A 14636-nucleotide genomic window follows, 5' to 3' on the forward strand; every position below is an offset into this window, starting at 1 on the left:
TACACACTAGTTACTTCCAGCTCGTCTTGATGAGGGCGTATTATAGACGCTTTAAATTCTGTGTCAAGAGGTAATTTTTAAATTGCTCTAAAAGTTCTAAACTTCTATTCTTAATTTAAAAATATTTGATAAATCAAGTAGCCTTCCCTCTCGGCTGGGTGGCATTATACGTAAGTTTTAATTTGGGTCAAGGGGAAATGTAGGTTTATTTTTATTTAGTTTGAACTTATATTCTAAGAGTGTAGAGTCAGTCATAGTGATTCATTAAATGTATTGAAGGAACTTTTACTAATGAATGATCATAATTTTAGATTTTTAGATCTAAGCGGTATAGATGTTTTCGATTACTACTATCCATATCATCTTGGAAGTCCGGGATGGATGTTTCGTTATATTATGAATAAAAACAAATATCAGTTTACTCTACCACAATTCCATCTATCCTATATTTTGAAATTTCTATATTACTTTGATGTCAAGCCACAATGTCAGGTTTTAGATAAGTACTTAGAAGGTGGTTTTATGTTTATCGATGACAAGATACTTGATGACTCATGGTTAGTTACTGACAGAGAGTTAATGATAGATAATCTTTCACACTTTACTAAAAGCAACCTCGACTATGTAATCTACAAAGCCGATACGAGTAAATTTGCACTTGCTAATCATGATTTATCAGCTGAGTTTTCCGAAGATATTCTACCTGTAGGTAACAATTTGATTTCATATTTAAAAGACAGTAGAAATTACGAACTGAACCTATTTTATATATAGATGGTCAGTCAACTTACTCTATACAGTTGATAGTTCTCTAATTCAGTTTTGATTTATCATATTTTCAAACCCTGACTCTACAGCTTCCCTACCTTCTCAAAGAAATCCTTATAAGCCGTTATCTTTTTATCTAGTGCTAAAGGATAAGCACGCGAAGTAGAAGGCAATCGATATAGCGTTAGTTCATTTACTCTATTAGCTCTTAACACTGCCTCATCGTTTTGCCATTGATAGGGATAATCCATACTCTGATTGGTCTTAGGATATTTGGACTTGGCTGGTGGTTCGGCCAATAAGTTAAGCAATACCTCAGTCGCCTTACCGCCTGTGGTAAATAACGTATGAACCTTTGGCACTTGCGGCAAGATACTATCTAGGTCTACAGTGGTGACGACCGTTAAATTTTTATCTGAGGCATTGCCGGTTTCACGAATCGCTTGTTTTACTGTCGGACAAGAAGCTATGCCACGCTCAAACATAAAGTCGCGGATACGCTCAGGATCAAAGCGCTTCTCATCCCCTACTCTAAAATAATCTGCATCATCAAAAAATACGCGACCATAGATACGCCACATATCATTATAAAAGTTCGGATAGTGAAAACTCATTGCCCATTTATCGGCAGTCGGAGGAAAGGTGCCCATCATCATTACGGTGGCATCTGGTGGTAACACAGGAGCGAACGGATGGGTTTCTACTTCTACAGCCTTCGTTTTGGATAAGGCGCTAGCACTATTGGCATTATTCATTACATCTTCAATGTTCGCTGGTTGATTGTTCATAAGATTCTTCATCAGAAAAGCAGTTTTTTTGGTATCATAGCAGGCCTAAACACTACTTCGTATTTAACCATGGCATATAGTCGGCTTAGATAGGGAAATGATAATTTAATTGGCTTAAACCATCTTTGCTTTGATTGCGATTATGGAAACGCTAAGCTTATGATTACTGTGTTACCTATACGGTTGAAGTGTAGTAAGTGTTTGTATCTTTTATACTAATAGCAAACGCAGTGACTGCGCAAGCATCAGACCAAAAACCAAGAGAGTATTTATGAGCGACTTAAATAGCGGTTTAGAAATTACGGTAATCGATCATCCACTAGTCCGTCATAAACTCAGTTTAATGCGCGAAAAAGACTGTAGTACTTATAAGTTTCGTACGTTGACCAAAGAGCTTGCACGCTTGATGGCGTATGAAGCAAGCCGCGATTTTGAAATTGAAACGTTCCCAATGGAAGGCTGGTGTGGTGAAATCACTGGTGAGCAAATTATCGGTAAAACAGCAACGATTGTACCGATTTTACGTGCAGGTATTGGCATGTTGGACGGGGTGCTCGACCTGATTCCTACTGCAAAAATCTCTGTCGTAGGCTTGCAACGTGACGAAGAAACCTTACAGCCAGTGCCCTTCTTTGAAAAATTCGTCAGCCACATGGACAAACGCCCTGCCCTGATCATTGATCCAATGCTAGCCACTGGTGGCTCAATGGTTGCGACCATCGAGATGCTAAAGAAAAATGGCTGCACCAATATCAAAGCGTTGGTATTGGTTGCCGCACCTGAAGGCGTGCGTGTGGTCAATGAAGCACATCCTGACGTAACCATTTATACCGCTGCATTAGACAGTCATTTGGATGAGCACGGTTATATTATTCCAGGTCTTGGCGATGCGGGTGATAAGATATTTGGTAAACAGTTAGCTAACAAGTAACTGCCTAAATAGTAATTAACTAATAAGTAAGTAACTATCTAACCGTAGTTGCGACAATTGTGATTCATGTAAGCAAATCAAAACATATACGCTAAGACAAACAGTCGTCTTAAAAATCAGGATACAAACACAGCATCAACGATAAGGATAGATAATGAACGTATTGATTACAGGAGCAAGCGCCGGTTTTGGTAAAGCGCTGGCAGAGCGTCTAATCGCTAATGGTCATCGTGTGATTGGTTGTGCTAGACGCCTTGATAAGCTGAACGCTCTAGCAGAGACATTGGGCGAATCATTCTTACCTGTGGTGATGGATGTGAGCGATACGGCTTCTATTCCACAAATCATTGCTGACTTGCCGGATGGTTTTAAGCAAATCGATGTGCTCGTTAATAATGCGGGATTGGCACTCGGTACTGAGCCTGCACAAAGTAGCAGTCTTGATGACTGGATGCGTATGACTGATACCAATATAAAAGGCCTCATGGCGCTGACTCACGCGGTCTTGCCAGCGATGGTCGCGCGCGATAGCGGTTATATTATCAATGTTGGCTCGATTGCTGGCAGTTGGCCGTACTTTGGTGGGAATGTCTATGGCGCGACCAAAGCATTCGTCAAGCAATTCAGTCTAAATCTGCGCGCGGATTTAATCGGTACCCAAGTGCGCGTGACCAATCTCGAACCGGGTAATGTCGCAGGCACTGAGTTTTCAAACGTCCGCTATCATGGCGATGATGATAAAGCCGCCAAGGTTTATGATGGCTTTAAAACCATGACCGGCGATGATATTGGCGATATTTTATTATGGCTAATCGAATCACCGGCTCATATTAATGTCAATCGCTTGGAAGTGATGCCAGTTGCGCAAACTTATAACGGGTTGACGATTGCTAAGAAAGATTCTTAAAAGTTTAGCCGACCGTTCGGCTCATTAACGTAATTCGTAATATCGAAGCAACATAGTCTCATCTATGTTGCTTCTTTTTTTGCTGATGACATTCTCTTCATTGACCAAGCGCAACTCCTGAAAATCTAAAACCAATACTTCATTGCGCGTGCGCTCACTAGTACGCCTATTATGACGTATGGGAAATCCCATCACCTGCCTACCGACGACGGTTATCTGATTAATAACTGCTACTGAACGATTCATAGTAGATTTTTTATGGGCTTGCTGTGCGTTAAAGACCGCCGTGGCAGGATTCACAGTCGTGGTTAATAGCTTATCGAAACGAGCGATTTTGGGCATGTCTCCTGCCAAAAACAATATTTGCGTAAGCGGTAAATACTGAGCATGACGTATGAGCTCTCGGCGAAACAACGCTGGCATATCTGTATTAAAGCTGTCTTCTGTCTGCCGATAAAAAGCCATAAATTGACGCTGCAGATAACCGCCAAATACCGTAAAGTTAATCCACTGTTGATAAGTATCATTGGCCAGTAATTGCCTAGTGAAAGCATCGGAAAAAGCCTTGGCATCTGTCTTAATGTTGCCCGTTAACATCGCTATCAATAAGCTGTGCGCATCATTAAATGTCTGCTGCTCCCAAACTTGTGGGTAAAGGCTGCGATCCAGTGACGCCAGTGACGCCAGTGTCGGTGTACTCATAAGCATCGCCCCTTTATTCTTTTATTTCAAGTTTAGGATAATGGCTGTTAATCACAAGCGTCACTTACTGTCTATACATTTTATGCTATGGTCAGCTTAGTTGTGTTTGATTAATACAAGTTTTATTAGCACAGATTTTACTATAACAAGCTCTCATCGATAAGATAAAAATACTTTATGTTGAATGTTCAACATGCCCTAATTAATTACAATATATATGACGGAAATACGACGCTATGATGACCAATTTAATGACGTTGCCCAGTCGCTACCAGTCGCGTTATCAGTTGCAAACGCTGACGGTTACCGCTGCTGACGGTACGTCTCTGCCAGTTTCAGTTATTGGTCAAGGCACGCCAGTGCTAATGCTGCATGCTTATGGGATGGATGCACGCGAGTTCTTGCCTTTTATCTTGGCATTGACAGGTAAATATACATTTTATTTGCCGCATCTGCGTGGTTTTGGCGCTGCAAAAGCTCTCACGATGGAACAGTTTGATTTTGTCCGTCAATATGCTGATGATGCCAACGCTGTGATTGAGAAAATTTGTGAATGGCGTCAAATAGAGGCTTTGCCAGTGGCGGCTATTTCGATGGGCGCGCAAGTCATGTGGTCTTATTTTGAGCGTTTTGGCGCATCAAGGGTCAGTCGCTATCTTAATATTGATCAAAATCCAGCGATTCATAATCAAGACGACTGGCAAGGGGGTCTGTTTGGCACGCGGCAGCAAGAAGTGTTCGATATTTTTCAAGAAGTAATCGATCTGACCTTACCTTATGCGGACTCTAATAGCTTTGCCCATCTGCCTTTTGCGCTCAAGCGCCGTGCAACCGATGTCGAAAGGCTGTTTTCTTTGCTATCCGTCAATCGCACGCGTTCAAAAGCTTTTATACAAGCGATGACTCATAAAAACGACCACACACTCGCGCTTTACGACCACGGCATTTGGCATCAAAAAATGCGCTGCTTGCAAGCCTATTTGATCTTACCTTACGATTTTCGGGGTGCCATAGATAAAGTCACTATGCCAGTGGTTAATCTCATCGGTGGTCGCTCTAAACTTTATGATCCCAAATGGCAGCAGAAAGTGACCCAAATGCTGCCTAACGCCACTGAAGTTATTTTGCCACGTGCAGGTCATGCCATTCCTTTGGATGAGCCGATTGGATTTTATAGAGCATTAAAAGAGTTTTTGCAAGGTCGCTAGCTCAGTGCAACTTACTGTGATGTCACAGAACCACTCTATAATCGACACTGTTACTGTACAACCCGTCATAGTAATCGCTCTATCCACCTTTTATACTAAAAACCTGACGTTAGCTGCGTAAGCGCATTAACGTTAAAATAAAATACTTTTTAATAATAATTCTAAAAGGAAAGACTTATGCCTTACGTTAACGTTGCACAGCAAGATGAACAATCTGTCGACCTATATTACGAAGTCCAAGGTACTGGCAAGCCTGTGGTATTAATCCATGGCTGGCCGCTGAGTGGACGCGCTTGGGAGGCACAACTTCCTGCACTGGTCGAAGCAGGCTATCAAGTGATTACCTATGATAGACGTGGCTTTGGTCAATCCTCTAAACCATGGAGTGGCTATGATTATGATACTTTGGCACAAGATCTAAAAGCCTTGATGGATGAGCTGGATTTAACAGATGCTACTATCGTTGGCTTCTCTATGGGTGGCGGAGAAGTCGCTCGCTATCTGGGCAACTTTGGTTCAGAGCGTATTAGCAAAGCGGTACTCGCCTCTGCCGTTCCGCCTTATCTGTTTAAAGCTGATGACAATCCTGATGGTGCGTTAGCAGAAGCAGATATCCAAGAATTCTTAGACGGCGTAAGCGGAGATCGTATCGCCTTCTTGAACGACTTTACCAAGAATTTCTTTACGCCAGCAGATGGCAAGCTGTTGGTCAGCAAACCAATGCGTTTATACAATCGCGATATCGCCTCGTTTGCTTCAGCGAAAGCGACTTATGATTGCGTTAAATCCTTTGCTTATACCGACTTCCGTGATGACCTAAAAAAATTCGATGTGCCAACCTTAGTCATTCATGGCAATGCTGATCAAATCGTCCCGATTGAGGCCAGTGGTCAGCGCTCGCACGATATGATTGCCGACAGTCAGTTGCATATTGTCGAAGGTGGTCCACACGGTATCAATGTGACCCATGCTAAAGAATTTAATGACACATTGATTGCGTTTTTGAATAGCTAGTTATTATTTAACAGACATAAAAAAGGCGACCTTAACGGGTCGCCTTTTATTTGGGCAATGGATTTTAACGAAGTTGATTCATTAATCCGCTAATGATTTAATAAGCTCAAAGCGTAGTATTACTTTGCCATCGACTTCAACGGTCTCTGTAAACATTGCTAAAGGTCTTACCCATACGCCATATTCACCGTATAAACAGCGATAAACGACTAACGATTCTTCGGTTTCTGAATGTTGTGCGGTGTGCAAAACTTGGTAAAGGCTGCCTTTATAATGGCGGTAAATGCCTTGGGTGACAATGGATTGATTTTGTTGAGACATAAACAGCTCATTCATATTGATAATTAAAGGACTAATAAACGCTTTGTGATTTTTCTACTAGCTTGGACTTTATCTGTGGCCATTCAGAACTGACAACGCTATACATGACTGTATCTGAAATGATGCCATCACGGCGTACACGATTGCCTCGAATCACCCCATCTTTTTTAGCACCTAAGCGCTCAATGGCTTGCTGTGAGCGATAATTGTCAATATCTGTACGCCAGCCTACGGTTTGATACTTCAAGGTTTCAAATATATAGCTTAGCAGCATAAGCTTACAAGTCGTATTAACATGCGTTCGCCAATACGATTTAGCATACCAAGTATAGCCAATTTCTAAGCGTTTGCTGGTTGGTAAAATATCATGAAAACTCGTTGTACCAATCGCTTTACCATTTGATTCATCAATAACGACAAATGCTTGTCTATCAGGCATTGAATCTGCGGTATTGATATAGTCGATGACCTTGTCTGGCTCAGGTACCGACGTCTCGTTTATTTTCCATAGCTCACCATCTTGGCAAGCCTCCATTAAGTCAGTTGCATGACTGAGCATCAATGGCTTAAGGGTAATACCGTTACTTGATAATGTCGGTAAATCTAGCATTTATTTTTCCTTAAGCCACTATGAGTTTAGGTGGCAGTCTCTTAAGCAACAGTCTCTTAAGCAACAGTCTCTTAAGCAACAGTCTCTTAGGCAACAGTCTCTTAGGCAACCGTCACTTTCGCATAAGCCTTTTTGCCTGCTTGGATAACGACTGTCTGACCAGACGTTAGACTAAATCCACCATCAACCACATCGCCATCTACTTTTACTACGCCACGTTTTACCATGTCTTTGGCAGATGAGCTGTTTTTCGCAAGCCCTGATTGGTTGAGTACTTGAGTGATAAACAGTGCATCCTGACCTTCTAGATCTACCGTTACTTCTGGCAAATCGATTGGCAATTCGCCATCAGCTAAGACATTACCGGCTGACTTGTGCGCATTGGCAGCGGCATCAGCATCATGGAAACGCTCGATTAACTCTTCGGCTAAAATACGTTTGATTTCTTGTGGATTGCGACCATTTTCCATTTCTGCTAGTAAACCTTCGACTTCATCCATTGGTTTAAAGCTTAAAAATTCAAAATAGCGGCGAATTAGCGTATCTGGCATAGATAAGATTTTTTGGTACATCGTACCCGGTGCATCATAAATGGCCACGTAGTTATTTAAAGACTTAGACATTTTATTAACGCCATCTAACCCTTCTAAAATGGGTACGGTGATACATACTTGTTGCTCTTGACCATAACGACCTTGCAACGTGCGACCCATCAATAGGTTAAAGGTCTGATCGGTACCGCCAAGCTCAACATCGGCTTTCAGCGCGATAGAGTCATAGCCTTGCACGAGCGGATACAAAAACTCATGGATAGAGATTGGGGTCTGTGAGGCATAGCGTTTAGAGAAATCATCACGCTCAAGCATACGCGAAACGGTTTGCTGACTGGCAAGCTGAATCATATCAGCGGCGCTCATGTCATTAAACCACTCAGAGTTAAAAACCACACGGGTTTTTTCTTTGTCCAAAATTTTAAATACTTGCTCAGCATAGGTCGTGGCATTGGCTTTGATTTGCTCATCAGTCAATGGTGGGCGCGTGCTGTTTTTGCCAGAAGGATCGCCAATCTTGGCGGTATAATCACCGATTAAGAAATAAATCTCATGACCCAAATCTTGAAAATGCTTAAGCTTATTGATCAGCACGGTATGACCTAAATGTAAGTCAGGTGCGGTAGGATCAAAGCCCGCCTTGATTCGCAATGGACGGTTTAGCTTAAGCTTCGCCACTAAATCCTCTTCAGATAGGATTTCTTGCGTACCGCGTTGGATAAGGGCAAGTTGTTCTTCTAGGGTGTAAGTTTGCGTGGTCATGATGATCTCTTTATTGTCTTTATTAAGGATTAAACGTTTGAGCGATTTAGAATCTCGTCGCTGTCAAAAGATGTTAGAATTTGACGGATATACTAGCGTTTTTTAAGGTAAATTGCCATGACCAACCCCGCATCGACTGCTGATACTCGTCCAGATTTAGAGATGGACAGTGATTTGGATAATAGCTTGGAAAATATTGACGATTTAAATTATGCCACACTTACTGAGGCACTTGAGCAAACAGTGTTTGAAAACTTCGATGATGGCTTATATATCGGTATGATGTCGGGCACCAGTTTGGACGGTATGGATGCCGTTCTTTGTCAATTCGGTACAGATACTGGTAATGAAGACGAGGCTCAGCAGCCCATGCGCTTCTTAGCTTCTTATAGCCAAGACTTCCCACCGCGACTGCGTGAAGTATTATTGGCATTATGTCAGCCCAATGGTGTTCAGACATTGACACCCACGGCTGACGAACCAAACAGTGAGCTGGACTGGTTCGGCTGGGCAAGCCGCGAGTATGGTGAGTTTGCAAGCGAGGTGGTCAATACGTTATTAACACAAGCCGATACCGATGTAGAGTTGGTGCTAGCCATTGGCTGTCATGGACAGACTGTGCGCCATCGTCCGCAGATGGGCTTTAGCTTGCAGTTGCTCGATGCCAATATCATCGCTGAGCGTACAGGTATCAGTGTGGTCAGTGATTTCCGACGCCGTGATATGGCCGTTGGTGGTCAAGGTGCGCCACTGGTTCCAGCCTTTCATCAGGCGCTGTTTGCCACACCTGACAGTACTCGCGTGCTATTGAACTTGGGCGGTATTGCCAATATTACTGTCTTGCCAGCGGCTTCTAATAACTCATCAAATCAACCAGACAATATCATAGGTAATGTTGTAGATAATGGCGTTGTGGGTTACGACACTGGCCCTGCCAATTTACTATTGGATGCATGGACAGCGTTGCATACGGATAAAGATTATGATGCTGGTGGTACGTGGGCGCAGTCTGGTCAAGTCATTGACCCGTTACTCAACCAACTGTTGGAACATCCGTTTTTTGCAAAATCTTATCCCAAAAGTACTGGCCGTGAAGATTTTAATTTGGCATGGCTGCAAGACGAGCTACAAAAATTCGAGCAGGCATCTGCGGTCATTCGTTATTCATCAGCAGATGTACAGGCCACACTCACTGAGCTGACAGCCATCAGTGCGAGTGCGCAAATTAATAAATTTATCGACGCTAATAAAAACACTTCAGTGTACGTCTGCGGTGGTGGTGCCTTAAATGACTACTTGATGACGCGTTTGCAGGCACATCTCCCGCATTGCACGGTAGAAACCACTGCGAGCTTAGGATTAGATCCAACATGGGTAGAAGCTGTTGCTTTTGCATGGCTAGCGAGACAGACATTGATGGGTGAAACAGGTAATTTGCCAGCCGTCACTGGTGCAAGTAAAAACGTAGTATTGGGGCAAGTGTGCTTTGCCTAGTCCATTAATTTTAGTTTACATACGTGCACCTATGTGTTTTATAATGACTTCCGAAATAACATCCTCTTAGGACCGTAAGTACAGGATATATCGCATGAGCCAACACAGCAATTCAACCACCTCACAAGCCGATCAGGTTAGCGCAACCTCGGCGCACAAACCGCGCCATAAACCACCTCACTACGAGCGCTCTGATGAGTTGCGCGTGGTGATCACTGGCATGGGTGCCATTACACCACTGGGTCTAGACGTTGATAGCTCGTGGAAGAAACTGCTCAATGGCGAGAGTGGTATCGCACCGATTACCCATTTTGATGCTGCCGAATATCGTGCAAAAATCGCGGGTGTGGTCAAAGACTTTGATGCCAAACAATATATGAATGCCAAAGACGCACGTCGCTATGATGAATTTATTCATTATGGTATCGCCGCCTCTAGCATGGCACTACAGAACGCGGGCTTTATCGACCAAATAAGCGCGGCTGATGCGCCTGTACAAGGTGTTGACCAAGAGCGTTTTGGTATTATTTTAGGCTCAGGGATTGGCGGTATTCAAACCATTGAAAACAGCCGCGATACCCTGCGTGAAAAAGGCGCGCTGAAAGTCTCACCCTTTATTATTCCAGGCTCTATTATAAATATGGCGGCTGGATTGGTGGCGATTAAGCACACCTTAAAAGGCCCCAACCTCGCAACATCGACTGCCTGTACAACAGCCACTCACGCGATCGGACTTGCAGCACGCCTGATTGCTTATGGTGATGCCGATGTGATGCTGGCCGGTGGTAGTGAAAAAGGCTCAAGCCCGCTTGGCATATCAGGGTTTGGTGCTATGCATGCACTCTCAACCCGCAATGATGAGCCAACCAAAGCCTCGCGTCCATTTGATAAAGCCCGCGATGGTTTTGTACTCGGTGATGGCTCTGGTATGGTCGTGCTCGAAAGCTTGGCTCATGCCAAAGCACGCGGCGCGACCATACTGGCTGAATTGGTCGGTTTCGGTATGAGTGATGATGCAGGTCACATTACTGCACCACCAGAAGATGGCAATGGTGCTGCACGCGCAATGAGAAATGCCTTGCACGATGCTGGTATTGAGCCATCGAGTGTTGGTTATGTCAATGCTCATGGCACCAGCACGCCTGCCGGTGATGTCGCTGAATCAATTGCTATTGAAACCGTATTCGCCCCAGTGAAAGACAGTATTCTAGTCAGCTCGACCAAGTCAATGACTGGTCACTTGCTAGGTGCAGCAGGCGGCGTTGAAGCCATATTTACAGTGCTTTCCCTACAGCATCAGCACGTACCACCGACTATCAATTTGGATAATGTGGAAGACAACTGTAACCTCGACTATGTCGCCAATCAATCTCGCAAAGTTGAGAATTTGCAATACGCTGTCTCAAATAGCTTTGGCTTTGGTGGCACTAATGGCTCGTTAGTCTTTGCACGTTGGCCTAGCAATGACTAGAGCATAAAAGCATACAACACGCGTTGTTGTAACCTTGGTGTCAGATTTGCTACGTTTGTCCACTTGCAGCCCCTTATCGTACTTGCGTATGATAAGGGGTAATTTTTGGAACATTTATGGAAGATACCATGTCAAGCTACTCATTTTCCCATCAGTTTTATCAGCGCTGGACGTGTGCGCCTGAGCCTATACGCGCAGCAATCACCCAAGAACTAAAAGATATCACCACTTTACTGCAAAGCGATACACCCTTTGAGAGCTTTGAATTTCAAACCCATGATTTAGATGCTCATATCGATGAGCTCTATGAAAACCACGAAGCCGAGCAAGCGATTGCCAAAGCGATCACGGAAAAACAAGAACAAGCACGCGCCACTGCTGAAAAAGAACGTCTCGAAGAAGAACAAAAAATAAAAGCAGCAGCGGAGGCCAAGCTCCAAGAAGAAGCTAAATTAAAAGAAGAGGCCAAACTGCGCGAAGAAGCAGAAGCCGCGCAAAAAGAACAAGAAAAGAATGCGATGCTAGCTGCTGATAAGCGCAATGGTGACAAGTCAGTAGCAGCGATCGAGACAAATATTGCGGACAAAGCAAACGTTAATAGTAGTGCCACTGATAACTCTGAGAAAAATAATACCCAAAGTGTGGCTACTGAAAATCCCACGGCAAACCATAAAACCATCAACGAGCATGCAAACACTGCTGAAGATAATACAGTCAATAATAATAGCAGCGTTAAACATGATAACGCTATTAAAGCCATTAATGATAAAGCCAGTACTGCCATCAAACTGGCATTAAAAGACGCAAAATTGAGCGCAACGCATCAAGAGTTAATCCGCGAGTTGGAAATGCAGATTGATGACTACCTAAGCGATCAGATGATGCTCATGTCTGAAAATCTAAAATCTTGGCTACGTGCAGAGGTCACTCAGCATTTAAGTGAACAGGATAAATTAGAGATTAGTAAAAAGTCATAAGAAAACTAAATGCTGCTGTTTAGAAAAAAATCCCCGTAAAATTTACGGGGATTTTTTTATTTTAAATGCGCAGATATAGGCTCTTACTTTAGATAGCCTGAGTACGCTCGGTCAGCCACTCAAGTGCTGCGCCATCGACACGGTCTTTTAGCTCCGCATAAACTTGGCTGTGATAGTCGTTCAGCCAATCAATCTCTACTTGATTCAACAATGACGACTCAATCAAACGCGTATCAATCGGGCAGTAGGTAACGGTTTCAAAGTTTAAGAATTTACCAAACTCTGTCTCGGTAGGGCTTGCCACTGGTGTATTAACCATTAGGTTTTCTATGCGAATGCCCCATTTTCCTTCACGGTATAGACCTGGCTCATTACTTGAGATCATACCTTCTTTCATCGCACGCTCTTTTGGCGTACTGGCACTATAAGCAATGACTTGTGGGCCTTCATGAACGTTTAAGAAGTAACCAACGCCATGACCAGTGCCATGACCATAGTCCATCTGTGCTTGCCATAATGGCGCACGGCAAATGGCATCAATTAATGGTGAGGCAATACCGTCAGGAAAATGCGCTTTTGCCAATGCAATATGGGCTTTGAGCACGGTGGTAAAGTCACTTTTATGCTCAGAGCTTACTTGTCCGATACCGACCACACGAGTGATATCAGTCGTGCCGTTTTGATATTGCGCGCCTGAATCAATCAGTAGTAGCCCGCCCTCGCCCTCGGCCACATCAAGGTAGCTGAACTTCTCAGGAGTTGCACGATAATGTGGCAACGCGCCGTTTTCATTAAAACCTGCAATCGTTGGAAAGCTGGGTGATACATAGTGTGGCTGCTGACTACGTACGTCGATTAGCATGCTATCCACGTCTAGCTCACTTAAACGCTCACCGTTTGCTAGGCGCTGCTCAAATGTCGCAAAAAACTCAGCTAAGGCAGCACCATCCTGACGCATTGCCTCACGCACATGATCGATATCAGCATCAGCTTTAACGGATTTAAGTAACGTACTTGGTGCCATCTGCTCAATAAAGCCAACATCGTCTGCCATCTTCGATAGCGTACCGACTGCAACCTTACTTGGATCTAATAACAATAAATCTTCTGGCGTAAGCGTACTCAATGCTTCTTGTACTGCATCATAATCAGCAATCGTAATACCGCTATCTTTTAGGGCGGTTGCGATATCAGCACTGACTTTATTGCTATCGATAAACAACGTCGCGTCGTTTTCACTGATGAGCATATGTGACAAAAACACAGGGTTATAGTCAACATCAGCACCGCGTAAGTTGGTCAACCATGCGATGTCATCTAAACTTGAAAGTAAATGATGCGTCGCTCCTGCCTCTGCCATACCTGCACGCACGGCGGCAAGTTTTGAGGTGGCAGACTGAGCAAGAAACTGTTCATCGTGAGCATATAACTTGGCGGCTGGCAGCGCTGGACGATCTGTCCAAATCTCTGTCAATACATCGCGCTCAGTGATCAAAGTAATGTCATTGACATCAAATGCATTTAGCAGTCGATCCTGCTCCGCGATAGACAGCACATTGCCATCGACGGCGACACTATCGCCTTCTTGTAAATGCTCAGCTAGCCAATCGATATGATTTGGCTGACCTGGAGCAAGCTTCTCTAAAGTAATACCCGTGCCTTCCAACTGATCGGCGGCGTGTACCCAATAGCGACTATCCGTCCATAATCCGGCGAAATCAGCAGTCACAACGAGCGTACCGACCGAACCGGTAAATCCTGATAGCCATAAACGTGATTGCCAATATTCTGGTAAATATTCAGATAAATGCGGGTCAGCAGAGGGTACGATAATCGCAGTGAGATCCTGCGTCGCTAGGCTTTTACGTAAGCTGTCGATACGGTCATGAATGGTTTGTTTATTCATTGAATGTGTCCTTATTAGAGGTAGAGCAATTGATTTTGGAGAAATTAGAGTTAAAAAAAACACTACTGTGAGGCGACTATGGATAGCCGTCTTATTTGGGTGATTAGAATGGTTTCATGTGTCAGTTAAATATAGAAAACAACTGGTTTAATAGAATAATAAAAACGTGCTACCGATAATGGTAACACGTCTTGTCATACGTCACTTGTGCTGTTGTTATTCACAA

Annotated in this window: 14 protein-coding genes; 8 read left to right on the forward strand and 6 right to left on the reverse strand. The window is 43.6% G+C overall.

All coding sequences use genetic code 11. The features are described from left to right. Positions 1–291: 291 nt before the first annotated feature. The gene (locus ACMFL8_RS13050; RefSeq protein ID WP_413191222.1) at positions 292–774 is read left to right on the forward strand and encodes a hypothetical protein; all 483 of its coding nucleotides are present in this window, start codon (positions 292–294) and stop codon (positions 772–774) included. Positions 775–851: 77 nt separating this feature from the next. Here ACMFL8_RS13050 and ACMFL8_RS13055 read toward each other — a convergent pair whose 3' ends face one another. Beyond that, on the reverse strand, positions 852–1556 hold the full coding sequence (locus tag ACMFL8_RS13055; protein ID WP_413191223.1) for a DNA glycosylase: 705 nt from the start codon (positions 1554–1556) through the stop codon (positions 852–854). 271 nt (positions 1557–1827) lie between these two features. Between ACMFL8_RS13055 and upp the strand changes: the two genes are divergently transcribed. Together upp and ACMFL8_RS13065 are read left to right on the forward strand one after the other, a co-directional pair. Continuing rightward, the gene (upp, locus tag ACMFL8_RS13060) at positions 1828–2487 is read left to right on the forward strand and encodes a uracil phosphoribosyltransferase (protein WP_189586156.1); all 660 of its coding nucleotides are present in this window, start codon (positions 1828–1830) and stop codon (positions 2485–2487) included. A gap of 154 nt (positions 2488–2641) precedes the next feature. Continuing rightward, positions 2642–3394 (forward strand): SDR family NAD(P)-dependent oxidoreductase, encoded by a 753-nt coding sequence (locus tag ACMFL8_RS13065; RefSeq protein ID WP_194620880.1) that lies wholly within the window; start codon positions 2642–2644, stop codon positions 3392–3394. 24 nt (positions 3395–3418) lie between these two features. Here ACMFL8_RS13065 and ACMFL8_RS13070 read toward each other — a convergent pair whose 3' ends face one another. Continuing rightward, complete coding sequence (locus tag ACMFL8_RS13070) at positions 3419–4096, reverse strand: hypothetical protein (protein ID WP_413191224.1); 678 nt, start codon at positions 4094–4096, stop codon at positions 3419–3421. Positions 4097–4332: 236 nt separating this feature from the next. Between ACMFL8_RS13070 and ACMFL8_RS13075 the strand changes: the two genes are divergently transcribed. Both ACMFL8_RS13075 and ACMFL8_RS13080 read left to right on the forward strand, forming a co-directional pair. Continuing rightward, entirely contained in the window at positions 4333–5304 is a 972-nt protein-coding gene (locus tag ACMFL8_RS13075) for an alpha/beta fold hydrolase (RefSeq protein WP_413191225.1), read from the forward strand. Positions 5305–5481: 177 nt separating this feature from the next. Beyond that, positions 5482–6318 (forward strand): alpha/beta fold hydrolase, encoded by an 837-nt coding sequence (locus ACMFL8_RS13080; protein WP_413191226.1) that lies wholly within the window; start codon positions 5482–5484, stop codon positions 6316–6318. Positions 6319–6399: 81 nt separating this feature from the next. Here the strand turns inward: ACMFL8_RS13080 and ACMFL8_RS13085 are convergent, their stop codons facing one another. The 3 genes from ACMFL8_RS13085 to tyrS form a co-directional block, all read right to left on the reverse strand. Next, positions 6400–6639: a DUF1653 domain-containing protein gene (locus ACMFL8_RS13085; protein ID WP_189586142.1), complete on the reverse strand. Its 240-nt coding sequence runs from the start codon at positions 6637–6639 to the stop codon at positions 6400–6402. A 31-nt stretch (positions 6640–6670) separates the two neighbouring features. Continuing rightward, the gene (locus tag ACMFL8_RS13090) at positions 6671–7249 is read right to left on the reverse strand and encodes a GNAT family N-acetyltransferase (RefSeq protein ID WP_189586139.1); all 579 of its coding nucleotides are present in this window, start codon (positions 7247–7249) and stop codon (positions 6671–6673) included. Positions 7250–7350: 101 nt separating this feature from the next. After that, on the reverse strand, positions 7351–8562 hold the full coding sequence (tyrS, locus tag ACMFL8_RS13095; RefSeq protein WP_413191227.1) for a tyrosine--tRNA ligase: 1212 nt from the start codon (positions 8560–8562) through the stop codon (positions 7351–7353). 117 nt (positions 8563–8679) lie between these two features. Between tyrS and ACMFL8_RS13100 the strand changes: the two genes are divergently transcribed. The 3 genes from ACMFL8_RS13100 (at position 8680) to ACMFL8_RS13110 (ending at position 12504) form a co-directional block, all read left to right on the forward strand. Continuing rightward, on the forward strand, positions 8680–10056 hold the full coding sequence (locus ACMFL8_RS13100) for an anhydro-N-acetylmuramic acid kinase (protein ID WP_413191228.1): 1377 nt from the start codon (positions 8680–8682) through the stop codon (positions 10054–10056). Positions 10057–10150: 94 nt separating this feature from the next. Next, positions 10151–11527 carry a beta-ketoacyl-ACP synthase II gene (gene fabF, locus ACMFL8_RS13105; protein WP_010197811.1) on the forward strand — a complete coding sequence of 459 codons (1377 nt, stop codon included), beginning with the start codon at positions 10151–10153 and terminating at the stop codon, positions 11525–11527. 116 nt (positions 11528–11643) lie between these two features. Beyond that, positions 11644–12504 carry a hypothetical protein gene (locus ACMFL8_RS13110; RefSeq protein WP_413191229.1) on the forward strand — a complete coding sequence of 287 codons (861 nt, stop codon included), beginning with the start codon at positions 11644–11646 and terminating at the stop codon, positions 12502–12504. An 88-nt stretch (positions 12505–12592) separates the two neighbouring features. On the opposite strand, the gene ACMFL8_RS13115 is transcribed toward ACMFL8_RS13110, so the two are convergent. Continuing rightward, entirely contained in the window at positions 12593–14410 is a 1818-nt protein-coding gene (locus tag ACMFL8_RS13115) for an aminopeptidase P family protein (RefSeq protein ID WP_413191230.1), read from the reverse strand. Between the last annotated feature and the right edge of the window lie 226 nt (positions 14411–14636).

The organism is Psychrobacter sp. AT9 (assembly GCF_047272965.1).
GTDB classification, from domain to species: domain Bacteria; phylum Pseudomonadota; class Gammaproteobacteria; order Pseudomonadales; family Moraxellaceae; genus Psychrobacter; species Psychrobacter glaciei.